Annotated in this window: 21 protein-coding genes; 15 read left to right on the top strand and 6 right to left on the bottom strand. The window is 56.8% G+C overall.

The window, feature by feature from the left end; translation table 11 throughout:
- The first annotated feature begins 184 nt into the window (after positions 1 to 184).
- The 4 genes from AC6I8N_RS00625 to AC6I8N_RS00610 all read left to right on the top strand — a co-directional run bounded on the left by AC6I8N_RS00625 (position 185) and on the right by AC6I8N_RS00610 (position 4,411).
- Positions 185 to 2,119 (top strand): PTS mannitol transporter subunit IICBA, encoded by a 1,935-nt coding sequence (locus AC6I8N_RS00625; RefSeq protein ID WP_497829828.1) that lies wholly within the window; start codon positions 185 to 187, stop codon positions 2,117 to 2,119.
- Between the two features lie 91 nt (positions 2,120 to 2,210).
- Positions 2,211 to 3,359: a mannitol-1-phosphate 5-dehydrogenase gene (gene mtlD / locus AC6I8N_RS00620; RefSeq protein WP_497829827.1), complete on the top strand. Its 1,149-nt coding sequence runs from the start codon at positions 2,211 to 2,213 to the stop codon at positions 3,357 to 3,359.
- Between the two features lie 45 nt (positions 3,360 to 3,404).
- On the top strand, positions 3,405 to 3,950 hold the full coding sequence (mtlR, locus tag AC6I8N_RS00615) for a mannitol operon repressor MtlR (protein WP_497829826.1): 546 nt from the start codon (positions 3,405 to 3,407) through the stop codon (positions 3,948 to 3,950).
- A 98-nt stretch (positions 3,951 to 4,048) separates the two neighbouring features.
- A complete protein-coding gene (locus tag AC6I8N_RS00610; protein ID WP_021183722.1) occupies positions 4,049 to 4,411 on the top strand; it encodes a YibL family ribosome-associated protein in 363 nt (120 codons plus the stop codon).
- A 4-nt stretch (positions 4,412 to 4,415) separates the two neighbouring features.
- Here the strand turns inward: AC6I8N_RS00610 and AC6I8N_RS00605 are convergent, their stop codons facing one another.
- From AC6I8N_RS00605 to AC6I8N_RS00595, 3 genes are all read right to left on the bottom strand, one after another.
- On the bottom strand, positions 4,416 to 5,384 hold the full coding sequence (locus tag AC6I8N_RS00605) for a VirK/YbjX family protein (RefSeq protein ID WP_021183721.1): 969 nt from the start codon (positions 5,382 to 5,384) through the stop codon (positions 4,416 to 4,418).
- 176 nt (positions 5,385 to 5,560) lie between these two features.
- A complete protein-coding gene (gene sodA / locus AC6I8N_RS00600) occupies positions 5,561 to 6,187 on the bottom strand; it encodes a superoxide dismutase [Mn] (protein ID WP_021183720.1) in 627 nt (208 codons plus the stop codon).
- A gap of 181 nt (positions 6,188 to 6,368) precedes the next feature.
- On the bottom strand, positions 6,369 to 7,709 hold the full coding sequence (locus AC6I8N_RS00595) for an aspartate aminotransferase family protein (protein ID WP_021183719.1): 1,341 nt from the start codon (positions 7,707 to 7,709) through the stop codon (positions 6,369 to 6,371).
- A 173-nt stretch (positions 7,710 to 7,882) separates the two neighbouring features.
- On the opposite strand from AC6I8N_RS00595, the gene AC6I8N_RS00590 reads away from it, so the two are divergent.
- Positions 7,883 to 8,659 (top strand): DeoR/GlpR family DNA-binding transcription regulator, encoded by a 777-nt coding sequence (locus AC6I8N_RS00590; RefSeq protein WP_021183718.1) that lies wholly within the window; start codon positions 7,883 to 7,885, stop codon positions 8,657 to 8,659.
- Here the strand turns inward: AC6I8N_RS00590 and fdhD are convergent.
- A complete protein-coding gene (gene fdhD / locus AC6I8N_RS00585; RefSeq protein ID WP_208724504.1) occupies positions 8,656 to 9,471 on the bottom strand; it encodes a formate dehydrogenase accessory sulfurtransferase FdhD in 816 nt (271 codons plus the stop codon). The genes AC6I8N_RS00590 and fdhD overlap by 4 nt on opposite strands.
- A gap of 147 nt (positions 9,472 to 9,618) precedes the next feature.
- On the opposite strand from fdhD, the gene fdnG reads away from it, so the two are divergent.
- From fdnG to selB, 7 genes are all read left to right on the top strand, one after another.
- Positions 9,619 to 12,666: a formate dehydrogenase-N subunit alpha gene (gene fdnG, locus AC6I8N_RS00580; RefSeq protein WP_497829825.1), complete on the top strand. Its 3,048-nt coding sequence runs from the start codon at positions 9,619 to 9,621 to the stop codon at positions 12,664 to 12,666.
- Positions 12,667 to 12,677: 11 nt separating this feature from the next.
- Positions 12,678 to 13,553 (top strand): formate dehydrogenase subunit beta, encoded by an 876-nt coding sequence (gene fdxH, locus AC6I8N_RS00575; RefSeq protein WP_021183716.1) that lies wholly within the window; start codon positions 12,678 to 12,680, stop codon positions 13,551 to 13,553.
- Entirely contained in the window at positions 13,553 to 14,194 is a 642-nt protein-coding gene (gene fdoI, locus AC6I8N_RS00570) for a formate dehydrogenase cytochrome b556 subunit (protein ID WP_036625907.1), read from the top strand. The genes fdxH and fdoI overlap by 1 nt, the downstream gene beginning before the upstream one ends.
- The gene (fdhE, locus tag AC6I8N_RS00565; protein WP_021183714.1) at positions 14,194 to 15,123 is read left to right on the top strand and encodes a formate dehydrogenase accessory protein FdhE; all 930 of its coding nucleotides are present in this window, start codon (positions 14,194 to 14,196) and stop codon (positions 15,121 to 15,123) included. The genes fdoI and fdhE overlap by 1 nt, the downstream gene beginning before the upstream one ends.
- Before the next feature lie 114 nt (positions 15,124 to 15,237).
- Positions 15,238 to 15,849 (top strand): glutathione S-transferase, encoded by a 612-nt coding sequence (locus AC6I8N_RS00560; RefSeq protein ID WP_497829824.1) that lies wholly within the window; start codon positions 15,238 to 15,240, stop codon positions 15,847 to 15,849.
- Positions 15,850 to 15,861: 12 nt separating this feature from the next.
- Positions 15,862 to 17,241 carry an L-seryl-tRNA(Sec) selenium transferase gene (gene selA / locus AC6I8N_RS00555; protein WP_497829823.1) on the top strand — a complete coding sequence of 460 codons (1,380 nt, stop codon included), beginning with the start codon at positions 15,862 to 15,864 and terminating at the stop codon, positions 17,239 to 17,241.
- Positions 17,238 to 19,106, top strand: coding sequence for a selenocysteine-specific translation elongation factor (gene selB, locus AC6I8N_RS00550; protein WP_497829822.1), 1,869 nt, complete (start codon positions 17,238 to 17,240; stop codon positions 19,104 to 19,106). The genes selA and selB overlap by 4 nt, the downstream gene beginning before the upstream one ends.
- Before the next feature lie 112 nt (positions 19,107 to 19,218).
- Here the strand turns inward: selB and glyS are convergent, their stop codons facing one another.
- Together glyS and glyQ are read right to left on the bottom strand one after the other, a co-directional pair.
- Positions 19,219 to 21,288 (bottom strand): glycine--tRNA ligase subunit beta, encoded by a 2,070-nt coding sequence (glyS, locus tag AC6I8N_RS00545; RefSeq protein WP_497829821.1) that lies wholly within the window; start codon positions 21,286 to 21,288, stop codon positions 19,219 to 19,221.
- Between the two features lie 9 nt (positions 21,289 to 21,297).
- On the bottom strand, positions 21,298 to 22,209 hold the full coding sequence (gene glyQ, locus AC6I8N_RS00540) for a glycine--tRNA ligase subunit alpha (RefSeq protein ID WP_021183708.1): 912 nt from the start codon (positions 22,207 to 22,209) through the stop codon (positions 21,298 to 21,300).
- A gap of 335 nt (positions 22,210 to 22,544) precedes the next feature.
- On the opposite strand from glyQ, the gene AC6I8N_RS00535 reads away from it, so the two are divergent.
- From AC6I8N_RS00535 to AC6I8N_RS00525, 3 genes are all read left to right on the top strand, one after another.
- Positions 22,545 to 22,937 carry a RidA family protein gene (locus AC6I8N_RS00535; protein WP_021183707.1) on the top strand — a complete coding sequence of 131 codons (393 nt, stop codon included), beginning with the start codon at positions 22,545 to 22,547 and terminating at the stop codon, positions 22,935 to 22,937.
- A gap of 9 nt (positions 22,938 to 22,946) precedes the next feature.
- Positions 22,947 to 23,918, top strand: coding sequence for a D-2-hydroxyacid dehydrogenase (locus AC6I8N_RS00530; protein WP_497829820.1), 972 nt, complete (start codon positions 22,947 to 22,949; stop codon positions 23,916 to 23,918).
- Positions 23,919 to 24,068: 150 nt separating this feature from the next.
- On the top strand, positions 24,069 to 24,962 hold the full coding sequence (locus AC6I8N_RS00525; protein ID WP_497829819.1) for a transporter substrate-binding domain-containing protein: 894 nt from the start codon (positions 24,069 to 24,071) through the stop codon (positions 24,960 to 24,962).
- The last annotated feature ends 20 nt before the right edge of the window (positions 24,963 to 24,982 follow it).

The following is a 24,982-nucleotide window of genomic DNA, read 5'->3' as shown; positions in this document are numbered from 1 at the left end:
TAATAGCACCCTTCTCACCCCAACTTAGCGTGATCTACATCACACTTTAGCCACGCTCTACGCAGCGTCATAAACTAGTGCTAGAGTCCGCCTGCATACAGTAATGCCACGGCCCCCGCCGTAACGTCTTAACAAAAACAAACGCGCTCTCTTATTGCAGCGCGTCTCAATAAGGGGTGGGTTTATGTCCTCATCAGTGAAGGTCAAAGTTCAGAGCTTTGGTCGCTTTCTGAGTAACATGGTGATGCCTAACATCGGTGCGTTTATCGCCTGGGGTATCATCACTGCACTGTTCATTCCAACCGGATGGATTCCAAACGCGACGCTGGCGAAACTCGTTGGCCCGATGATTACCTACCTGCTGCCGCTGTTGATCGGTTTCACCGGTGGTCGTCTGGTGGGTGGCGATCGTGGTGGCGTGGTCGGCGCAATCACCACTATGGGTGTGATTGTCGGTGCGGATATGCCGATGTTCCTCGGCTCCATGATTGCCGGTCCGCTGGGCGGCTGGGCGATCAAACACTTTGACCGTGCCGTTGATGGCAAGATCAAAAGCGGCTTCGAGATGCTGGTGAACAACTTCTCCGCCGGTATCATCGGTATGCTGCTGGCACTGCTGGCGTTTATCGGTATCGGTCCGTTGGTGGAAGGTCTGTCCCATATTCTCGCCGCAGGCGTAAACCTGATGGTGCAGAATAACCTGCTGCCGTTGACCTCCATCTTTGTTGAACCGGCGAAAATCCTGTTCCTCAACAACGCCATCAACCACGGTATCTTCTCTCCGCTGGGTATCCAGCAGGCGAGCGAAGTGGGCAAATCGATCTTCTTCCTGATCGAAGCCAACCCAGGTCCGGGTATGGGCGTACTGGTGGCGTATATGATTTTTGGTCGCGGTAGCGCCAAACAATCAGCCGGTGGTGCTGCCATCATCCACTTCCTGGGTGGTATCCACGAAATTTACTTCCCGTACGTACTGATGGCACCGCGTCTGCTGCTGGCGGTAATCCTCGGTGGTATGACTGGCGTGTTCACCCTGACCGTACTGCACGGCGGCCTGGTTTCTCCGGCTTCTCCGGGTTCCATCCTGGCAGTGCTGGCGATGACGCCAAAAGGCACTTACTTTGCTAACGTGACCGCGATTATCGCTGCGTTCGCCGTCTCCTTTGTCATCTCTTCTATCCTGCTGAAAACCAGCAAAGTAAAAGATGAAGACGACATCGAAGCCGCCACCAAGCGTATGCAGGACATGAAAGCCCAGTCTAAAGGCCAGAGCGTTGCAGGTGCGCCGGTTGCCGGTGATGCGATGAGCGTTGACCTGAACCACGTACGTAAAATCATCGTGGCTTGTGATGCCGGCATGGGTTCCAGTGCAATGGGTGCAGGCGTACTGCGTAAGAAAGTGCAGGATGCCGGTCTGAGCAACATTTCGGTGACCAACAGCGCCATTAACGCCCTGCCGGGTGATGTGGACCTGGTGATCACCCACCGCGATCTGACCGAGCGTGCGATGCGTCAGGCACCGCAGGCCCAGCATATTTCGCTGAACAACTTCCTCGACAGTGCCTTGTACACCAATTTGACCGAGCGTCTGGTGGCGGCCAATCGTAGCGAAGCCCATCGCGAAACCGTGCAGACCACGCTGGCTGACAGCTTCGATGCCGGTAACGCGCATCTGTTCAAACTGGGTGCAAACAACGTGTTCCTTGGCCTGAGCGCCAGCAACAAAGAGCAGGCGATTCTCTTTGCCGGTGAGCAACTGGTAAAAGGCGGCTACGTGCAGCCGGAATACGTGGATGCGATGCTGGAGCGTGAAAAGCTGACCCCGACTTATCTCGGTGAGTCGATTGCCGTACCGCACGGCACGGTGGAAGCTAAAGATCGCGTGTTGAAAACCGGCGTAGTGTTCTGCCAGTATCCGGCGGGCGTGCAGTTCGGTGAAGAGTCTGACGAAGTGGCTCGCCTGGTGATCGGTATTGCTGCGCGCAATAACGAACACATCCAGGTCATCACCAGCCTGACTAACGCGCTGGACGACGAAAGCGTGATTGAGAAGCTGGCGAACACCACCAACGTGCAAGACGTGCTGGATTTGCTGTCTGGTAGCAAAACCACCGCCTGAACAAATCGTTAAATCCCTGGGGCGGGTATGCCCGTCCCCACTTTCCGGGGCGGACATGCCCGCCCCATCGTCATTTGATATGGGTCAAATTATGAAAGCGTTACATTTTGGAGCAGGTAACATCGGCCGTGGTTTTATCGGTAAGCTGCTGGCTGATGCCGGTATCGAACTGGTATTTGCGGATGTGAATCAGGTGGTTCTTGATGCCCTTAACGCCCGTCATGAGTATCCGGTTCATGTGGTTGGCGAGCAGGCGAAAGTTGAGATTGTCAAAGGCGTCAGCGCGGTGAACAGCACCAGCGATGCTATCGTCACGCTGATTGCTGAGGTTGATATCGTTACCACGGCGGTTGGCCCGCAGATTCTGGAGCGCATCGCCGGTGGCGTTGCCAAAGGTCTGGCCAACCGCTGCGATAACGGTAATGTCCGTCCACTGAACATTATTGCCTGTGAAAACATGGTGCGTGGCACCAGCCAGCTCAAACAACACGTCCTGAAAGCGCTGCCAGAGCAATATCACGCCTGGGTTGAAGCGCACGTCGGCTTTGTTGATTCCGCCGTGGACCGTATCGTGCCGCCGTCAGAAGCAGGCAGCAACGACCCGCTGGAAGTCACCGTTGAAACCTTTAGCGAGTGGATTGTCGATAAAACCCAGTTCAAAGGCGAGTTGCCGAACATCCCAGGTATGGAACTGACCGATAACCTGATGGCGTTTGTCGAGCGTAAGCTGTTTACCCTCAACACCGGCCACGCCATCACCGCCTATCTCGGCCAACTGGCCGGTCACGCCACCATTCGCGATGCCATTCTTGACCAGAAAATCCGTACCGTGGTGCAGGGTGCGATGGAAGAGAGCGGCGCAGTGCTGATCAAACGTTACGGTTTCGAGGCAGATAAACACGCCGCCTATATTCAGAAAATCCTCAGCCGTTTTGAGAACCCGTATCTGAAAGATGACGTGGAGCGCGTGGGTCGTCAGCCACTGCGTAAGCTGAGCGCGGGCGATCGCCTGATCAAACCGACGCTGGGCACGCTGGAATATCAGTTGCCGCACGCCAACCTGGTGCAGGGCATTGCCGCCGCGATGCATTATCGCAGCGCGCAGGACCCGCAAGCGCAGGAGCTGGAAGCCCTGTTGGCGGAAAAAGGCCCACAGGCCACGCTGGCACAGATCTCCGGGCTGGATGCCAACAGCGAAGTAGTCACCTCAGTGGTGAGCGCTTACAACGCTATGGCATAATGCGCGCCACTTAGACTCATCACGCCAGACGGCGGTAGCTGAACGATGCAGGCAATAATGGAAGAGAAGCAAGCTTTTGAAAACCGGGTGCTTGAGCGCCTGAACGCCGGTCGTTCGGTGAGAAGCTTCCTGATCGCCGCCGTTGAGCTGTTGACCGAAGCGGTTAACCTGCTGGTTTTGCAGGTTTTCCGTAAGGATGATTACGCCGTCAAATACGCCGTGGAGCCGTTGCTGCTGGGCAACGGCCCGCTCGGCGAGATGTCGGTTCGGCTGAAACTGATCTACGGTCTTGGCGTGATCAATCGCCATGAATATGAAGATTGTGAGCTGTTGCTGGCACTGCGTGAAGAGTTGAACCACGACACCTTTGAATACCGGTTCACCGACGATGAGATTCTCGGCCCTTTTCGCGAGTTGCACTGCGTCGCCGCCTGGCCGCCAAAACCCGACTTTACCCGTGACGACGACGAACTGCGCGCCATGCAACAACAGCGTTATTTGCAGATGGTACGTTCGACGATGGTACTGTCGCTCACTGAACTGATTTCCCGCATTTCTCACAAGCAGGCATTTAAAAAGCCCGCCGTCTGAGCTAAAACCTTGCGCGATTTATCGCGCACAGTCAGCGCGGTGCACAGCCGTGCTGATTTGGTGTATCCTTTCCCTGTTTTCCTTAACGAGTTTCCCCGATGAAAGAACAAGAAAAAGCTGAGATCAAACGCCTGAGCGATCAGCTGGATGCCCTGAACCGCAAAGAACCTCAGCTGCTGGAAGCCGGTGATGCCGAAAAACTCGGCGTACTGCTGAAAGAGAAAGAGGCACTGGTGGTGGAGATTGAACGTCTGCGCAATGTGCGTGACGAGAAGCTGAGTAAAGAGGCGCAACAGCTGCAAAAGCTGCCGTTCAGCCGTGAGATCACCAAAAAAGAGCAGGCGAATATGGGTGCGCTGAAGAAAAGCGTGCGCGGCCTGGTGGTGGTACACCCAATGACCGCGCTGGGACGTGAAATGGGTCTGACGGTGATGACCGGCTACGCGAAGCAGCCGTTCTGATTCCTTACGCGGCGTGCGATACGTCGCGTACCTCTGTCACACCTGCCGCCTGTAACACCTGCTGCGCCAGATTATCCAGCAATTCATAGCGACGGCGATACTCCGCACGCTTCTTGCTGGCAATCTCATCCAGTGATTTACGCGCCATCTGTAACGGCAACGTAAATACGCCATCCGCCCGCGCTTCTCCGCCTAAGGACTGCCAGAATTCACTGTAGCTGGCAAAGAAGTGGTCGCCTTTACTGTGTCGGTAGCGCAGGCTGCGAAATACGTGGGTGGTATCTCCCACCGCGCTAATCGCCTGCACGCCGCATTGTTGCGCCAGAATAAATACCACTTCCATCAACAGACGTTTTGGAAATAAACCCTGGGCAGATTTAGTAGCATCACGAATTACATCATTAGAAATATGTTTTCGTGGCCCCTGCAACCCGCCAATTAATAAGCTTCTTTGTTGATTCTCATTAAAAATAGAGAAAGACAATGAGGCGATTAATTTCTCTTCATAGCGTAATTCCAGCGTAATCTCGCCTTCACGGTCAAAACGGCCCGGACAGCAGTGAATCACGAATGATTCGTCATTTTTACCTTTAAAGCTGGCCAGCAAATTATCACCCGGACTTTGCAGCAACTGACGCAGGGTGGTATTTTCCAGCGCAGCCATCAGGTGGTAATGGTCAAGAATTGCTTGGGCGCGCTGCGCCACGCTAAAACCAGCCCGCAGATAAGGGCGATGCAGTTTGGCAGGCAGCAAGCCTTGTACCGTCAACATTTGCGGCAGCTGTGGCAGCGCGGCCAGTTGATTCAGGTAACGGTGAGTCGTAACAGGATAAACAAGCGATCTTAAAGCAAATTTAAACCGGAAACTTTTGCTGTGCCACAATTTATTTGGCACAAACTTTCCAGTGACTAACTGAAAAAACAGCGATGTAGACGAATCATTATTCGCCGCAGAAGTGGTTATCATGGACATAATTATTATTTCGTCGAGAAAAACTGACGCGACTATATGCCCCAAATTATCAACGACAGGTTAATAAGTTAGTGGCTGAGGGTTTAGCTGGCGGGAATAGGTGGTTTGTTTAGAAATGGTTTAAAAAAACCGGTGGAACCTGTCCACCGGTTGATGTCATTCAGAATGGCGATGACTTACTTAGCAGAGGCGAAACGCGCAGCAGCTTCGTCCCAGTTCACAACGTTCCAGAATGCTTTGATGTAATCAGGACGTTTGTTCTGATACTTCAGGTAGTAAGCGTGTTCCCACACATCCAGACCAATGATCGGGAAGCCAGAAGCGCCAGAGATCGCTTCGCCCATCAGCGGGCTGTCCTGGTTAGCGGTAGAAACCACCGCCAGTTTGTCACCTTTTTTCACCAGCCACGCCCAGCCAGAGCCAAAACGGGTGGTAGCGGCTTTCTCAAACTCTTCCTGGAATTTTTCAACGCTGCCGAAATCTTTCTCAATTGCAGCTTTCAGTTCACCCTGGAGGGTGGTGCCGATTTTCAGACCTTTCCAGAACAGGCTGTGGTTCGCGTGACCACCGGCGTTGTTACGCAGTGGGCCTTTTTTGTCTGCTGGCAGTTTGTCCAGTTTAGCGATCAGCTCTTCAACCGGAATACCGTCGAATTCTGTACCTTTCAGTGATTCCAGCGCCGCATTGGCGTTGTTCACGTAGGCCTGGTGGTGTTTAGAGTGATGGATTTCCATCGTCTGCTTGTCGAAATGCGGTTCCAGTGCGTCGTAATCGTAAGGCAGGGATGGCAGTGAATAACTCATGTTCTTCCTCTCCATTAGTGTTTGAGCAGCACGACCTCGCTGGCGTGCCGCGTAAGCAGTTGGATCATTATAGTTAAATTCATGATCCGGAAAAGGGTTATCAATGCCTTAGTAATGATAAGGATTTGAGGAATTTGGCGTAGCGGCGCGATAAATCGCACCGCTACAAAGGGAGAACTTTTTACCGGCCCAACTCGGTCAGCGATTTATCCAGCGCACCGACCAGCCAGTCGATATCACTTTCCTGGAACGCCAACGGCGGACGCAATTTCAATACGTTACCGTACGGGCCAGCCACCGAGGTCAGCACATGGTGATCACGCAACTTCTCGATTAAATCCAGTGCCAGCGCTTTATCCGGCGTTTTGCTGCTGCGATCGGAGACCAGTTCAAAACCAATAAACAGACCCGCACCACGCACATCGCCAATCGCCTCGTGCCTTGCCATCAGTTTCGCCAGCTCGGCCTGCAATTTCGCCCCCACCACGCGGCTGTGTTCCTGCAAGCCCTCTTCTTTGATCACCTTGAGCACCGCCTGCGCGGCCGCCATCGCTACCGGGTTGCCACCGAAGGTGTTGAAGTAAGGGATCTCGTCGCTGAACGCTGCCAGCACATCGCTTTTCGCCAGGAGGCCAGAGACCGGAATTCCGTTACCCATCGGCTTGCCGGTGGTGACCACATCCGGTACCACCCCATGACGGGCGAAGCCCCAGAAAGCATCCCCGGTACGAGCGAAGCCCGGCTGCACTTCGTCAGCAATAAAGATACCGCCGTTGGCATGCACCACATCCACCGCTTTTTGCAGGAAGCCCGGCGGGTTCGGCAGTACGCCATCAGAGGAGAAAATCGAGTCGGCGAGGAAACCGGCGAACTTGATACCGTGCGCCTTCATGTCATCGATCTGCTTCTGGATTTCATTGGCAAACCACTCGCCCAGATCCGGCGCATTAACGCGGTAATGATCCGGTGGCGGCACCAGACGCGTCGTCGGTGCCAGCGGCTGGCCGGTGCCCAATGCCGGAGAAGCGCCAGACGTCAGGTCGCTGGTGCCGTGGTAAGCCTCCTGCGACACGATAATACCGGTACCGCCGCTGAAGGCGCGCGCCACGCGAATCGCCAGGTCATTGGCCTCAGAACCGGTACACATATACATCGCACGGTCGATGGCATCCGGTGTGGTCGCCAGCAGTTCTTCGCTGTAATCCAGAATACGTTCGTGCAGATAACGGGTATGGGTGTTCAGCATCTTCATCTGCTGATTCACCGCTTCAATCACCGCCGGATGACAATGACCGATACTCGCCACGTTGTTATACACGTCCAGATATTTGTTACCTGCGGCATCCCACAGATACTGCCCTTCACCGCGCACCAGATGCACCGGCTTACGGTAGAACAGGCGATACGACTCGCCCAGCACTTTGCTGCGTTTATCGGTCAGTTTGCGCGTATCGGCGTCCAGACCGTCGGCGTGCTCAGCACGAAAACTGTTGGTATCCATGATGGTGGAACGTGTAGCCATGATAACTCCCGTTGCGAGGTGAAAGGGGTGCATGCGTAATAACCGTCTGCTGATATCATGCCGGTTTTTACGACAAATGCAACCAAATACACAAATACAACCAAATACACATGACGGAATGATGAAGCTCAGGTAATCTTAGGCCCACGCTGAACTCGCTACAGGGAAATGTCATGTTGCAGGAAACCCGTTTACATCGCATTCGCGCGCTGCTGACGACACATCATCAGGTCAGTACCGAACGCGTCATCAAAGAGCTGGGCATTTCGCGGGAAACGGCGCGGCGAGATATTATCGAGCTGGAAGCGCAGGGTGTGGCACGGCGTGTCCACGGTGGTTTAGTCGCGGTCGACAGCCAGCCGGAAGCGCCGCTACGCGTACGTCGCAGCGCACAGGCGAAGGAGAAACGCGCCATTGCCGTGGCTGCGGCACAACATCTGCAACCCGGCCAGACGTTATTCCTCGATTCTGGCACCACCACCACCCTGCTGGCCGAAGAGCTGCGCACCATGTCCGGGCTGACTATCATCACCAACAGCCTGCAAGCCGCGCTGGCACTCAGCGCATCGGAAGAACATGAGCCGCTGAATAATCAGGTGATTTTGCTGGGCGGCATGATGTCTGCCGGGGCACAACAGACGCGCGGGGAAATAACGGTGGGCGAGATTTATCGCTATCGGGCCGATGTGGCGCTGTTGTCACCGGTGGGCATTGAGGCCAAACACGGAGCCACCAGCTTTCACCCGCATGAAGCCGCGATTGCGCGCGCCATGGTGCAGCAGGCCAGCCGCACCATCCTGCTGGCGGATCACAGCAAACTGGGCGTGGTGAGCCGTAGCCAATACGCCCCGATTGCCGGGATTGATCTGCTGATTTGCGATGCGGGTCAGGCGAAACCCGGTGCGCTCAGCGCGCTGCAACAGGCGCTGGCACAGGTTCAGGTGGTTTAGCGCAACCGCTGGGGGTGGGTATAGATGGTGGCGCGGCCCGGTTTACTGAAACCGACCAGCGTCAGGTTGCTGCGTTGCGCCACCTCCACCGCCAACTGCGTTGCCGCCGACACCGCGAACAGAATTTCAACGCCGCACATCGCCGACTTCTGCACCATCTCATAACTGGCGCGACTGGAAACCAGCACCGCGCCCTGCTGCCAGTCGGCCTTGCTGCGATAACCCAGCAGCTTATCCAGCGCCACATGACGCCCCACATCTTCACAGCCGCCGCGCAGCTCACCTTGCGGCGACATCCAGGCCGCAGCGTGAGTGCAGCCGGTCAATTCACCCACCGGCTGGAAGTCGCGCAGACGCGCTAATCCGGCATCGAGATGCTCAAGGGCAAAGGTTTGGGTAAAAGGCAGCGGTGTAATCGGTTTGCCTATCTGATCCAGCTGCTCCACACCACATACGCCACAGCCGGTACGGCCTGCCATCGCCCGGCGTTGTTCCTTCAGCGCCATAAAGCGACGGCTGGAGAGTTCGATTTGCACTTCAATGCCGTTGCAGCCGGGCACCACATCAAGACCAAAAATATCCTGTGGCGTGTCGATGATGCCTTCAGAGAGCGAAAAGCCAAGGGCAAACGCCTCCAGGTCATTGGGCGTCGCCATCATCACCACATGGGAAATGCCGTTGTAGACCAACGCCACCGGAACTTCCTGCGCCAGCCAGTCCGGCTCCGCGTGAGTGATATCACGCCGCTGCCACACCTGCGCCTGACGCGCGCCTGAGATCTCACTCACATTAGCCTGATCTTTCTGTGTCACTTTGTTCGCCTCGCACAACAACCTTACAAAAGCAGTGGTAATATTTAGCCGCTATACTCGCTTTTTTAGTTGGGTCATTTTGAACCCTTAGCCAGTGCACCGCAAAAATAATAAACGTGAGTAATGTCGAACCAAGGATTATCTCCCATGAACGTCAGCAGAAGAAAATTCTTCAAAATCTGCGCGGGCGGTATGGCGGGGACCACGGCAGCCCTTCTCGGTTTTACCCCCGAGGTGGCGCTGGCGGAAACGCGACAGTACAAGCTGTTGCGCGCCCGCGAAACCCGTAATACCTGCACCTACTGCTCCGTCGGCTGTGGCCTGTTGATGTACAGCCTCGGCGATGGCGCAAAAAATGCTAAAGAAACTATCTTCCACATTGAGGGCGATCCGGATCATCCGGTCAGCCGCGGGGCGTTGTGCCCGAAAGGCGCAGGTCTGCTGGATTTTGTTCACAGCGACAGTCGCCTGCACTACCCGGAATATCGCGCGCCAGGTTCGGATAAATGGCAGCGTATCAGCTGGGACGACGCTTTTGACCGTATCGCGAAGTTGATGAAAGCCGACCGTGATGCCCACTTTGTGGCGCAAAACGCCGCCGGTGTCACCGTCAACCGCTGGCTGACCACGGGCATGCTGTGTGCCTCGGCTTCCAGCAATGAAACCGGCTATCTCACCCAGAAAATGACCCGATCGCTCGGTATGCTGGCGGTCGACAACCAGGCACGCGTCTGACACGGACCAACGGTAGCAAGTCTTGCTCCAACATTTGGTCGCGGTGCGATGACCAATCACTGGGTCGACATCCGTAATGCCAACCTGATTGTGGTAATGGGCGGTAATGCGGCTGAAGCGCATCCGGTCGGTTTCCGCTGGGCGATGGAAGCCAAAATCTTCAACAAAGCCAAACTGATTGTCATCGATCCGCGCTTTACGCGCACCGCATCGGTGGCGGATTTCTATACGCCAATTCGCTCCGGCTCCGACATCGCTTTTCTGTCGGGCGTGCTGCGCTGGCTGATGGAAAACGACAAAATTCAGCATGAATATGTGCAGGCGTACACCAACGCCAGCCTGATTGTGCGCGAAGATTTTCACTTCGAGGATGGCCTGTTCAGCGGCTATGACGCTGACAACCGTAAATACGACAAAACCAGCTGGAACTACGAGTTGGGTGAGGACGGCTTCGCCAAACGCGACGACAGCCTGAGCCATCCGCGCTGCGTGTGGAACCTGCTGAAACAGCATGTCAGCCGCTATACGCCGGAGATGGTCGAACGCATTTGCGGCACGCCAAAAGCGGATTTCCTGCACGTCTGCGAACTGATCGGCGAAACCAGCGCGCGCGATCGCACCACCTCGTTCCTGTATGCCCTTGGCTGGACCCAGCATTCCATCGGGGCACAGAACATCCGCACCATGGCGATGATTCAGCTACTGCTTGGCAACATGGGGATGGCAGGTGGCGGCGTTAATGCGCTGCGCGGCCACTCCAATATTCAGGGGCTGACCGATCTTGGCCTGCTGTCACAAAGCCTGCCGGGCTATATGACGCTGCCGTCGGAGAAGCAGACCGATCTGCAAACCTATCTCAACGCCAACACGCCAAAACCGGCGCTGCCCGGCCAGGTCAACTACTGGGGCAACTACCCGAAATTCTTCGTGAGCCAAATGAAAGCCTTCTTTGGCGACAAAGCGCAGGCGGAGAATAGCTGGGGCTTTGACTGGCTGCCGAAGTGGGACAAAGGCTACGACGTGTTGCAGTACTTCGAGATGATGTCGCAGGGCAAAGTGAACGGCTACCTGTGCCAGGGCTTCAACCCGGTGGCGTCGTTCCCCAACAAACGCAAAGTGATTGATTCGCTGTCGAAGCTGAAATTCCTCGTCACTATCGACCCGCTCAACACCGAAACCTCGACCTTCTGGCAGCATCACGGCGAGTTTAACGATGTTGATCCGACACAGATTCAGACCGAGGTATTCCGCCTGCCCTCCACCTGTTTTGCCGAGGAGAATGGCTCAATCGTCAATTCCGGTCGCTGGTTGCAGTGGCACTGGAAAGGTCAGGATGGACCGGGTGAAGCGCGCAACGACGGTGAAATCCTCGCGGGCATCTACCTGCGGCTGCGCGAGATGTATGCGCGCGAAGGCGGTGCCGCGCCGGAACCGGTGCTGAACATGACCTGGAACTACCTGACGCCAGAAAACCCGGCGTCGGAAGAGGTGGCAATGGAGAGCAACGGCAAGGCGCTGGCGGATATCATGGATGACAAAGGCACCCTGCTGGTGAAAAAAGGCCAGCAGCTCAGTACCTTTGCGCATCTTAAAGATGACGGCAGCACCAGTAGCGGCTGCTGGATCTTTGCCGGGAGCTGGACGCCGGAAGGCAACCAGATGGCGCGACGCGATAACGCCGACCCATCCGGTCTTGGCAACACGCTGAACTGGAGCTGGGCGTGGCCGCTCAACCGTCGCATCCTCTACAACCGTGCCTCCGCCGACCCACAAGGCAACCCGTGGGATGCCAAACGTCAGTTGCTGAAATGGGATGGCAGCAAGTGGGCCGGGATGGATATCCCGGACTACAGCACCGCCGCCCCGGGCAGCAACGTCGGGCCGTTTATCATGCAGCCCGATGGCATGGGCCGCCTGTTCGCGCTCGACAAAATGGCGGAAGGCCCGTTCCCGGAACACTATGAACCGTTTGAGACGCCGATTGGCACCAACCCGCTGCACCCCAATGTGGTGTCGAATCCGGCGGCACGCGTGTTCAAAGACGACCTGGCGGCGATGGGCAACGCCGGACAGTTCCCGTACGTCGGCACCACCTATCGCCTCACCGAGCATTTCCACTTCTGGACCAAACACGCGCGACTCAACGCCATCGCGCAACCGGAACAGTTTGTTGAGATTGGTGAAGTACTGGCGAACAAGCTCGGCATCGCCCAGGGCGACACGGTGAAAGTCAGCTCGAATCGCGGCTATATCAAGGCCAAAGCGGTGGTCACCAAACGTCTGCGTCCGTTGCAGGTAGATGGCAAAACCGTGGATACCATCGGTATCCCGATTCACTGGGGTTATCAGGGCGTGGCGAAAAAAGGCTTTATCGCTAATACCCTGACGCCGTTTGTCGGTGACGCCAACACACAAACGCCGGAGTTTAAGGCGTTTCTGGTTAACGTCGAGAAGGTGTAAGGAGAACGAAGATGGCTTATCAATCGCAAGACATTATCCGCCGCTCCGCCACCAACGGCGTGACGCCGCCACCGCAGGCGCGCAACCATCAGCAGGAGGTGGCGAAGTTAATCGACGTCACGACCTGTATCGGTTGCAAAGCCTGTCAGGTCGCCTGTTCGGAATGGAACGACATCCGCGACGAGATCGGTCATAACGTCGGGGTGTATGACAACCCGGCGGATTTGACCGCCAAGTCCTGGACGGTGATGCGTTTTTCTGAGGTTGAAGAGAACGGCAAGCTGGAGTGGTTGATCCGCAAAGATGGCTGCATGCACTGCGCCGATCCTGGCTGTCTGAAGGCCTGTCCTTCAGAAGGGGCGATCATTCAGTACGCCAACGGCATTGTTGATTTTCAGTCTGAGCAATGTATCGGCTGCGGTTACTGCATCGCCGGTTGTCCGTTCGACGTGCCGCGCCTCAATAAAGAGGACAACCGCGTGTATAAATGCACGCTGTGCGTCGATCGTGTCACCGTCGGTCAGGAACCGGCCTGCGTGAAAACCTGCCCGACCGGGGCAATTCATTTTGGCAGCAAAGTGGATATGCAGACCCTGGCCGGAGAACGGGTGGAGGAGCTGAAAACACGCGGCTACGCCCATGCCGGGCTGTACGACCCGGCAGGCGTTGGCGGTACGCATGTGATGTATGTGCTGCACCACGCTAACAAACCACAGCTTTACCACGGCCTGCCGGAAAACCCGAGCATCAGCTCCGCCGTCACCTTCTGGAAAGGCATCTGGAAACCGCTGGCGGCGGTGGGTTTTGCTGCCACCTTTGCGGCGGCGGTGTTCCACTACGTCGGCGTCGGGCCGAACCGGGTGGATGAGGACGAGGAGGAAAAATGATGAAAAAGCGCGATCGCCTGGTACGCTACAGCGCGCCGGAACGCATCAATCACTGGATTGTGGCGTTATGCTTTGTCTTCGCTGCGCTCAGCGGTTTAGGTTTCTTTTTTCCGTCGTTTAACTGGCTGATGCATGTTTTGGGTACGCCGCAGCTGGCGCGTATTCTGCATCCTTTTGTTGGCGTGGTGATGTTTGCTGCCTTTTTAATCATGTTCTTACGTTACTGGCGGCAGAATTTGATTAACCGTGAGGACATCATATGGGCGAAAAACATCCACAAAATCGTGCGCAATGAGGAGGTCGGTGATACCGGCAAATACAACTTCGGGCAGAAGTGTGTGTTCTGGGCTGCTATCATCAGCTTAGTCATGCTGCTGGTGAGTGGAATTGTGATTTGGCGGCCATACTTCGCCGGTGCCTTCTCCATTCCGCTAATTCGCGCCGCGCTGGTGGTGCATTCGGTCTCAGCCGTGGCGCTGATTATCGTGATTATGGTGCATATCTACGCTGCCTTGTGGGTTAAGGGCACCATTACCGCGATGGTTGAAGGTTGGGTCCCTGCCGCGTGGGCGAAGAAACATCACCCACGCTGGTATCGCGAGCAGCGCCAACGCCAAACACAACAGGAAAAACGCCCCTGATGAGTATTCGCATTATCCCGCAGGACCAGCTGGAGAAAAGCGATAAGAAAACGGCGGATAACATTCCGCCGTTACTTTTCCCCCGGCTGAAAAACTTGTATAGCCGACGGGCCGCCCGTTTGCGCGAGCTGGCAGCGAAAAATCCGCTCGGTGATTATCTGCGCTTTGCCGCCGTGATCGCCCAGGCACAGGAAATCGTGCTGTATGACCATCCTCTCCAGCTCGATTTGCGTGCCCGCCTGGCGCAAAGTGCCGAACAGGGCATCCCGCCGCTGGATATTCACACTTACCCGCGCGATCCCCACTGGCAACGGCTACTGCATTCGCTGATCGCCGAACTGAAGCCAGAGATGAGCGGTCAGGCGCTGGCGGTGCTGGAGAATCTGGAGAAAGCCTCGGCGACTGAACTGGAGACGCTGGCGACTGCACTGCTCGAAGGTAACTTCGCCCAGGTCAGCAACGATAAATCACCGTTTATCTGGGCGGCATTATCGATCTACTGGGCGCAGATGGCGGCATTAATTCCGGGTAAAGCCCGTGCTGAATATGGCGAGCATCGTCAGTTCTGTCCGGTGTGCGCCAGCGTTCCGGTTGCCAGCGTGGTACATATGGATGTCGGTCAGCAGGGATTGCGTTATCTGCATTGCAATCTGTGCGAAAGTGAATGGTATGTGGTACGCAGCAAATGTTCTAATTGCGAGCAGACGCGTGACCTGCATTACTGGTCGCTGGATAGCGAGATGGCGGCGATAAAAGCCGAAAGCTGTGGCGATTGCGGCACCTACCTGAAGATGCTGTACCAGGAGAAAGATCCGGCGGTGGAGCCAGTGGCAGACGACCTGGCTTCACTGGTGCTGGATGCGCGGATGGAGCAGGAAGGGTTTTCCCGTAGTAGCCTGAACCCGTTTTTGTTTCCAGGCGAAGGGTAATTCTGCGTTTTACATATTTCCGCGCATCGTAGCGGCGCGATTTATCGCGCAATATCGTGTACCGTGCCCGAAAAAAACCGCGCGATTAAGCGCGCTACACCACGGAGGCGTTCGATGAAACTGATTGGCAGCTACACCAGCCCTTTTGTGCGTAAAATTTCAGTGATCATGCTGGAAAAGGGCATCGTCTTCGAGTTTGTTAACGAATCACCGTGGAACGCTGACAGCCATGTGCCGCATTACAATCCGCTGGGTAAAGTTCCGGCGCTGGTTGATGACAACAAGCTCACCTGGTTTGACTCGGCGATCATCGCCGAAGCCATCGAGCTACGAGGTGAAGCACCTCAGCTTTTGCCTGATGACCGCTGGCGCGCGTTGCAAATCCGCCAACTGGAAAAACTGGCCGACGGCATCAGCGATGCAGCCCTGCTGATTGTACGCGAACAAATGCGCCCCGGAGATCAGCAATCCGAAGAGGTTTTGTTGCGTAACCGGGAAAAAATCCTGCGCGGTCTGGATGCACTGGAAATCGCCGCCGCTCAGGGCGATCTGCTCAACAGCAACACCCTCAATCTGGCGGATATCGCCACCGGTTGCATGATTGGCTACATTAATTTCCGCCGCGTGGTGCCGAACTGGTGCGTCAATCGTCCGGCACTGATCAAACTGGCAGAGAAGCTATTTAAGCGGGAGAGCTTTGCCCGCACTGTCCCGGCCTCCAGTTAAAAGTTCTGCTTAATGAAAAATCTGTTTAGTCAGCTGCCTGCCATTGATAGCCTGCTGCGCGACCCCGCGTTGCAGCCATTAATTGATGATGCAGGCACCGCCTTTGCCACCCGACAGCTCCGCGCGATGCAGCAAGAAGCACGCGAGTATATCCAGCAACATCAGGGACTTCCCGCCTGGCACGCTAACTGGCCGGATGAAGCGCTGCGCCGCAGTGAGCAACAGCGCCAAAGCGCGTTGCGCCCGGTGTTTAATCTGACCGGCACGGTGCTGCACACCAATTTAGGCCGCGCCTGTTTAAGCGATGCGGCAATCGCGGCTGTCACCGCCAGTCTGCGCCAGCCGGTGACGCTGGAATATGCGCTGGATGATGCCGCGCGCGGTCATCGCGATCGCGCGGTTGCCGCCCTGCTGTGCGAACTGACCGGCGCGGAAGACGCCTGTATCGTCAACAACAACGCGGCGGCGGTTTTACTGATGCTGGCGACCCTGGCACCAGGGCGTGAAGTGGTGGTTTCCCGTGGTGAGCTGGTGGAGATTGGCGGTGCGTTCCGTATTCCTGACGTGATGCGCCAGGCCGGATGCCAGCTGGTGGAGGTCGGCACCACCAATCGCACCCATTTAAAAGATTATTGCGCCGCTATCACCGACGATAGCGGCTTGTTGATGAAAGTTCACACCAGCAACTATCAGATTCAGGGCTTCACACATGCGGTGTCCGAGGCTGAACTGGTGGCGCTGGCAGAAGAACACCAGTTGCCGGTCATCACCGATCTCGGCAGCGGTTCGCTCATCGACATGACCGCATACGGTCTGCCCGCTGAACCCATGCCGCAGCAGTTGATAGCGGCGGGCGTCAGCCTGGTCAGCTTTTCCGGCGACAAACTGCTGGGTGGCCCGCAGGCGGGGATCATCATCGGCAAAAAAGCGTTGATCGCCCGACTGCAACAACATCCACTAAAACGTGCGCTGCGCGTCGATAAAATGACGCTGGCGGCGCTGGAAGCGACACTGCAACTCTATCGTCACCCGGAGAATCTTGCGGTTGCGCTACCCACGCTGCACCTGCTGACGCGTCCCGCAGCGGAAATCAGGCAACTGGCGGAACGCCTGCTGCCTGCTCTGGAGAATACGTATGGCGAGGATTTTTCGCTGACGATCGCCCCTTGTTCGTCACAAATCGGCAGCGGATCGCTACCGGTAGAACGTCTCCCCAGCGTTGCTATTACCTTCAGCCCACGCGACGGTCAGGGCGGCACGCTACACGCCCTGGCACAACGTTGGCGCGCCCTGCCGCAGCCGGTCATTGGCCGTCTCCAGGAAGGCAAGCTGTGGCTCGATTTGCGCTGCCTGACAGATGAAACCGCCTTTCTGCGGAATCTGCTGCCATGATCATCGCCACCGCCGGACATGTTGATCATGGCAAAACCGCGCTGCTACAGGCGCTGACCGGCATCAATGCTGACCGTCTGCCAGAAGAACAACGGCGAGGCATGACCATCGACCTCGGGTATGCTTACTGGCCGCAACCCGATGGCCGGGTGATCGGTTTTATTGATGTGCCAGGCCATGAGAAGTTTCTCGCCAATATGCTGGCGGGCATCGGCGGCATCCACCATGCGTTGCTGGTGGTGGCCTGTGACGATGGCGTGATGCCGCAAACGCGTGAACACTTGCAGCTACTGAGCCTCGCCGGCCAACCACCACTTAGCGTGGCGTTGACCAAAGCGGATCGGGTCGACGGCGCACGCATTGACGAAGTGCAGCAGCAGGTCGCGCAGCTCACGCAACAGCTGGGCTGGCCTGATGCCGCGCAATTTGTTACCAGCAGCACCACGTTGCAAGGTATTGATGCCCTGCGCCAGCATCTGATTGGGCTGACGGAACCCCCGTTTACTCCCCGCTACCGTTTTCGCCTCGCCATCGATCGTGCTTTTACCCTCAAGGGCACCGGGCTGGTGGTGACGGGTACGGCGCTGGCCGGAGAAGTCCACATCGGCGATACCCTGTGGCTGACCGGCGTCAACCAACCAGTGCGCGTGCGCGCCCTGCATGCGCAGAACCAGGCCGTGAGTTACGCGCAGGCCGGGCAACGTATCGCCTTAAATATTGTTGGCGAGGTGGAAAAAGCGCAAATCACCCGAGGTGACTGGTTGCTGAGTCAGCAGCAGGACCAGGGCACCACGCGACTCACGGTAGCGATTAACCTGCTGCACCCCCAGAAAAATGCGTCTCAACCGGTACACGTCCATCACGCCGCCAGCCATGTCACTGGCCGTTTAACCTTACTCAGCGAGCAGCTGGGAGAACTGGTTCTCAGCACCCCACTGTGGCTGGCGGATAATGATCATCTGATCATTCGCGACAGCAACGCGCAGCACACGCTGGCGGGTGGACGGGTGATTCTGCTGAACAGCAAAAAACGCGGTAAACGCCAGCCCGATTACCTGACCTGGCTTGAGCAGCTGGCGCTGTCTGATGATGATGAAACCAACCTGCGCGCCCATCTCAGGCATCAACCGGCTGACGACAGTGAACTGGCCTGGGCGCGACAGCTGACCCCGACCGCGATGGATGCCCTGCTCGCCCGTATTGCCCCGGTGCGTTTACATCATGCGTTGATGGACCCGGACCAGGCCAGCCGCTGGCAGCAGCAATTGTGCGACGCGCTGGCGCATTTTCACCAGCAGCACCAGGAACAACCGGGTATTGGTCACGATCGCCTGCGGCGCATTGCGCTGCCACAGGCCCCGGCCGGGCTGGTGCTGGCGTTAATCGAGCAGATGCTGGCGCAAGGGGTGATTCAGCAACGCCACGGCTGGTTGCACCTCCCCAACTTCGAACCGCGCTTTAACCCGCAGGAAGAGATGTTATGGCAGCAGGCTGGGCCGCTGTTTGGCGACCAGCCACTTTGGGTGCGGGATATTGCCTCCGCACTCCGGCAGGATGAACTGACGGTTCGCGCCCTGCTGCTGACTGCGGCACGGCTCGGTCATATCACGGCGATCGTGCGTGATCGCTACTATCGCAGCGACCAGATCCAGATCTTCGCCGATCTGATTCGCCAACGCGCTGCGCTGGGTGGCAGCACCACCGCCGCCGATTTCCGCAACCAGCTTGGCACCGGGCGTAAAGTGGCGGTGCAGGTTCTGGAATTCTTTGACCGCAGCGGTTTTACCCGCCGTCGCGGCAATGAGCACCTGCTGCGCGATGCGCGGTTGTTTAACGCCTGTTCCTCCGAACAGGCAATTTCGTAGCGGCGCGATTTATCGCGCAATTCAATGAACTGAACCGGCAAAAAAGCGCGATAAATCGCGCCGCTACACGAGCAAGGGGGCGTTTTACACGCCCCCAGTAACGCATACTGACTTACTGCAACAGCGAAATATCCGCCACTTGCAGGAACAGCTCGCGCAGTTGGGCCAGCAGCGTCAGACGGTTAATACGTACCGCCTGGTCATCCGCGTTGACCATCACTTTGTCGAAGAAGTTATCGACCGATTCACGCAGTTGCGCCAGTTCAATCAACGCATCCTGATAGCGGCCTTCTGCGAAGTACGGTTGCAGTTTGCTGCTCAGGGCCGTCACGAAGGTTGCCAGTTGGATCTCTTCGTTCTCTTTCAGCAACGAAGCCTGCACGCTGTCGTTCAGGGTTTCGGTCGATTTCGCCAGAATGTTGGAAACACGCTTGTTGGCTGCTGCCAGCGTGGTTGCCGCTTCCAGCGTACGGAAGTGCGAAACCGCCTTCATGCGGGCATCGAAATCTGCCGGACGAGTCGGACGACGTGCCAGCACCGCCTGAATGGTGTCCACGCTGTGGCCTTCTTCCTGATACCAGGTACGGAAACGACCCAGCATAAAGTCGATCACATCATCCACAACCTTCGCATTGCTCAGCTTGCTGCCGTACAGACGCACGGCTTCCTCGGTGAGGGTTTGCAGATCGAGCGGCAGGTTCTTCTCCACGATAATACGCAGCACACCCAGCGCAGCACGGCGCAGCGCGAACGGATCTTTATCGCCTTTCGGGTGCTGACCAATCCCGAAGATGCCCGCCAGGGTATCCATTTTGTCGGCAATCGCTACGGCACAGGCAACCGGGTTGGACGGCAGTGCATCACCGGCAAAGCGCGGTTGGTACTGTTCATTCAGCGCCACCGCCACATCTTCCGCTTCGCCATCATGACGCGCGTAATGCATGCCCATCACACCCTGGGTGTCGGTGAACTCGAACACCATGTTGGTCATCAGGTCGCATTTGGACAGCAGGCCAGCACGGGTCGCGTGATTCACATCAGCACCAATTTGCGCGGCAATCCAGCCAGCCAGCGCCTGAATACGGTCGGTTTTATCACGCAGCGTACCCAGCTCTTTCTGGAACAGCACGGTTTCCAGACGCGGCAGATGATCTTCCAGGCGCTTTTTGCGGTCGGTATTGAAGAAGAACTCGGCATCGGCCAGACGCGGGCGCACCACCTTCTCGTTACCGGAGATAATCTGCTGCGGATCGCTGGATTCAATGTTGGCAACGAAGATAAAGTTTGGCAGCAATTTGCCGTCGTTGGCGTAAACCGGGAAGTATTTCTGGTCACCTTTCATGGTGTACACCAGTGCTTCTGCCGGTACGGCGAGGAACTTCTCTTCGAACGTGGCGGTCAGTACCACCGGCCACTCCACCAGCGAAGTCACTTCTTCCAGCAGGCTGTCGCTCAGGTCAGCATTGCCGCCCAGCTTCAGCGCCGCTTGCTCGGCATCGGCTTTGATCTGTGCTTTACGGGCCGCGTAATCCGCCACGACCTTGCCGCGTTCCAGCAGCAGTTGCGGGTACTGATCGGCATGGTCGAGGGTAATTTCTGGCTCGCCCATAAAACGGTGACCACGGATCACGCGATCGGACTGAATTCCGAGAATGGTAGCCGGGATCAGCTCATCACCCAGCAGCAGCGTAACGGTGTGCACCGGACGCACAAACTGCACGTCACTGGCACCCCAGCGCATCAGTTTCGGGATCGGCAGCTTACTGAGCGCGGTCGCGATCATCGCAGGCAGCAGCGTCTGGGCGCTTTCGCCCTGCACCTGCGCACGATATACCAGCCATTCGCCTTTATCGGTGCTCAGACGCTCGGCCTGATCAACGGTGATGCCGTTACCACGCGCCCAGCCTTCAGCGGCTTTGGTGGCATTGCCCTCAGCATCAAACGCAGCGGCGATAGCCGGGCCACGTTTTTCAACTTCGCGATCCGGCTGTGCAGCCGCCAGGCTTGCCACTTTCAGCGCCAGACGACGCGGAGCAGCGAACCAGCTCACCTCACCATGCGCCAGTCCGGCGGCATCCAGTTCAGCGGTAACGTGCGCAGCAAAGGCTTCCGCCAGGCTGCGTAGCGCTTTCGGAGGCAACTCTTCGGTGCCAATTTCCACCAGGAAAGTTTTATCGGTCATGGCTGCCTCTTACTTGTTGTTATTGCACATCGGGAAGCCCAGCGCCTCACGGGAGGCGTAGTAGGCTTCTGCCACGGCTTTGGTCAGGGTGCGAATGCGCAGAATGTAGCGCTGACGCTCGGTGACCGAGATCGCCTTACGCGCGTCCAGCAGGTTAAAGCTGTGCGCGGCTTTCAGGATGCGCTCATACGCCGGCAACGGCAGTGGTTTTTCCAGCGCCAGCAGGTGCTGCGCTTCTTTCTCGTACTGCTCGAAGCAGGTGAAGAGGAAGTCCACATCAGCGTATTCGAAGTTGTAAGTCGACTGCTCCACTTCGTTCTGGTGGAACACATCGCCGTAGGTGGTTTTGCCCAGCGCGCCGTCGCTCCAGGTGAGATCGTAGACGCTGTCCACGCCCTGGATATACATCGCCAGACGCTCCAGACCGTAGGTGATCTCGCCAGTCACCGGCTTACACTCCAGACCGCCGACCTGCTGGAAGTAGGTGAACTGCGTCACTTCCATGCCGTTGAGCCACACTTCCCAGCCAAGACCCCAGGCACCCAGCGTCGGGTTTTCCCAGTTGTCTTCCACGAAGCGAATGTCGTGTACGGTCGGATCGATACCCAGCTCTTTCAGCGACCCAAGGTACAGCTCCTGAATGTTGTCCGGTGAAGGTTTGATGATCACCTGGAACTGGTAGTAGTGCTGTAAACGGTTCGGGTTTTCACCGTAGCGTCCATCGGTCGGACGACGTGACGGCTGCACATAAGCAGCAGCAATTGGCTCTGGCCCTAATGCGCGCAGGCAAGTCATCGGGTGAGAGGTGCCAGCGCCCACTTCCATGTCCAGCGGTTGGACGATGGTGCAGCCCTGACGCGCCCAGTAATCCTGCAAGGTCAGGATCAGGCCCTGAAAGGTCTTGGTATCAAACTTTTGCATGTTGAATTCGCACGCGATACGGGTGGATTAAAAAAGAGTGCGACAGTATACCCTTTGGTCGCGCAATGTGCAGCCGGAAATCCTGACGGTGGCATCGCGGGTAAAAACCATTAAAACGCAACAATAAGAAAATCGTATACGATTATAGTCACTCCATCACATCCCGCCCCAAAACCAATTTTAATGATTTAAAATCATACAGATAAATACATGCCACATCTGCACCACTTCGTGATGCACATCACCTTTTTTACCTCATGGTCAAAAATCGCACATTGACACTTGTATAATCGTATACGAAATTGCGGTGAAACGAATTTGATGAGAATTTGACCATGAAAACCGCGATTGCCTATCCCGGCATGAATGCCAACGACCGCCCGATGGGACCAGCACCGCTCTCTGCCGCCGTATTGCATGAGCCGATGCTGTTTATCTCCGGCCAGGTCGCGATTGATCCCTATAGCGGCCAGATCATCGGTAACGATATCGCCAGCCAGACCCGTCAGGTGTTGAAGAATGTTGGCGACCTGTTAAGCGCCGCACAGATGACTTTCGACAACGTGGTGCGCGTGACCATTTTTCTCACCGACCTCAGCACTTTTGCCGCCATGAACGAGGCGTACAGCGAATTTTTCTCGTTCCCGTTCCCGGCGCGCGCCACCGTCGGCATTCAGCTCAACCATCCTGACCTGCTGGTCGAGATGGAAGTCACCGCGATGCGTTAAGGAGCGGCGATGCATATCCATATTGAAAACGATGCCACCGGCCCGGATGCACTGCAACTCCCCGTTGAACTGCTGCGTCAGCGGCTGGAGACACACCCGCAACTGCGGAGCCACTTCACGCTGACCGAAAACAGCGACGCCACGCACAGCGCCACCTTCCTCGCGAATGCCGACATTCTGTGGGCCGGGCGCAAGCTGGCGCTCGACCAGTTCGCAGCCCCTCGCCTCAGTTGGGTACAGGTGATGTCAGCGGGTGTCGAGCAGTGGCTGCCTCATTTGCCACAAGGCGTGACGCTGACCAACGCCTCGGGGGTACATGGCGACAAAGGCGCGGAATTTATTTTGATGGCGGCACTGATGTTTAACTTCGGCATCCCTGGATTTCTTCAGGATCAGGCCCAGCGGTTATGGCGTCCGAGCTTCGGTGGCTGTGCACGGGGCAAAACCGTGCTGCTGCTGGGTGTGGGCGGCATCGGCTCCGCAGCGGCCCGGTTGCTGACGGCGCAGGGTTATCGCGTGGTTGGCGTCACGCGCAGCGGCGAATGTAGCGCTCCGGTGGAACGCTGCATCAGCATCGATGCCATCGATGAAGTGCTGCCGCAGGTGGATGTGTTGGTATCAACGCTGCCACTGACGGCGCAAACCCGCCGGTTATTGGATCGTCGCCGTCTCGACCTGCTGCCGAAGCGGGCGGGGATTGTGATTGTTGGTCGCGCCGATGTGTTTGATTACAACGCGATGCGCGAGAAGTTAAACGCGGGCGAACTGGCAGGCGCGGTACTGGATGTCTATCCGCAGGAACCGCTCCCCACTGACGACCCGCTGTGGCACACCCCCGGTGTGGTGATGACGCCGCACTGTAGCCTCGACGATCACGCCGCTTACCTTGAGGGTTGCCTTGAGGTGTTTATCGATAACCTGGTGCGCTTCCGCAGTGGTCGGGCGCTGCGTAATCAGGTGGATGTTGCTCGCGGATATTAAAGGACGCGTGATAAATCACGCCGCTACAAAACATGGGAAATTTTACGCGTAGCGGCGCGATTTATCGCGCGAATTTAAAACAGCACCAAAAAGTTCATAAATCAGAAGGTCATCGCTTAACCATTCACCATGCACCAGGGGAACCTTATTATGAAATTTGCACGCCTCGCTTTGTTGTTATCTGGCCTTACCGGCACTTTGCTGGCTGGCCTGTCCAGCGCCCATGCGGCCACTGATCCGATCAAACCCACCGCCAGCGACTTCGCCGCCATGGCGCAGTGCAAAACGCTGCAAACCAAATATCCGTCACTGAAAGGCAAAGATCTGGTGGTTGGCCTTGGTGGCTACACCAAAGGGTTTGAAGCGCCGTCAGAGAAAGATCCCAGCATCATTGAAGGTCTTGATCCTTCGCTGTTCGAACGTATCAGCAGCTGCCTCGGCGCAAAACACAGCTACCAGAACGGTTCGTTCAACGTGCTGCTGACCTCCATCGCCAGTGGCCGTGCTGATATCGGCCCGATGCTGTACGTCACCGATGAACGCCTCAAGCAGATCGCCTTCGTTGCGTCGGTACAGGTGCAGGATGGTTCCGTGGTCGCCAAAGGTAACCCGAAGAAAATCAACAGCGTTGATGATCTGTGTGGCAAAACCGTCGCCGCTGCCGCAGGCACCTACGAAGCCAACAAACTGGTTCCAGAGCAGAGCGCCAAATGCACCGCCGCCGGGAAACCGGAAGTCAGCATGCTGATGGTGCAGAACACCGACAACAGCATCCAGGCAGTGAAAAGCGGTCGTGCCGACGTTTACCTGACCGAAGCCGGTTCAGCCCGCGCCATCGCCAAAGCTGATGGCACGCTGGACAGCGCCTTCACCGTGGATCTGCCAATTATGGTGGGCTTCCCGATTGCCAAAGATAACGCCACGCTGCGCAGCGCGGTACTGGATGCCATGAAGGTGATTCAGGAAAGCGGCGCACAGAAAAAACTGCTCGATTACTGGGGCCAGGGCAGCAGCGCCGAACGCCCGGTGGTTGCACGCGGTTAATTACGTTCCTGAAAGCCTGC

The organism is Pantoea sp. X-Soil-TKNS-1279 (genome assembly GCF_059730565.1).
Note: the sequence above shows the minus strand (reverse complement) of the source record. Positions and strands in the feature narration are given on the sequence as shown.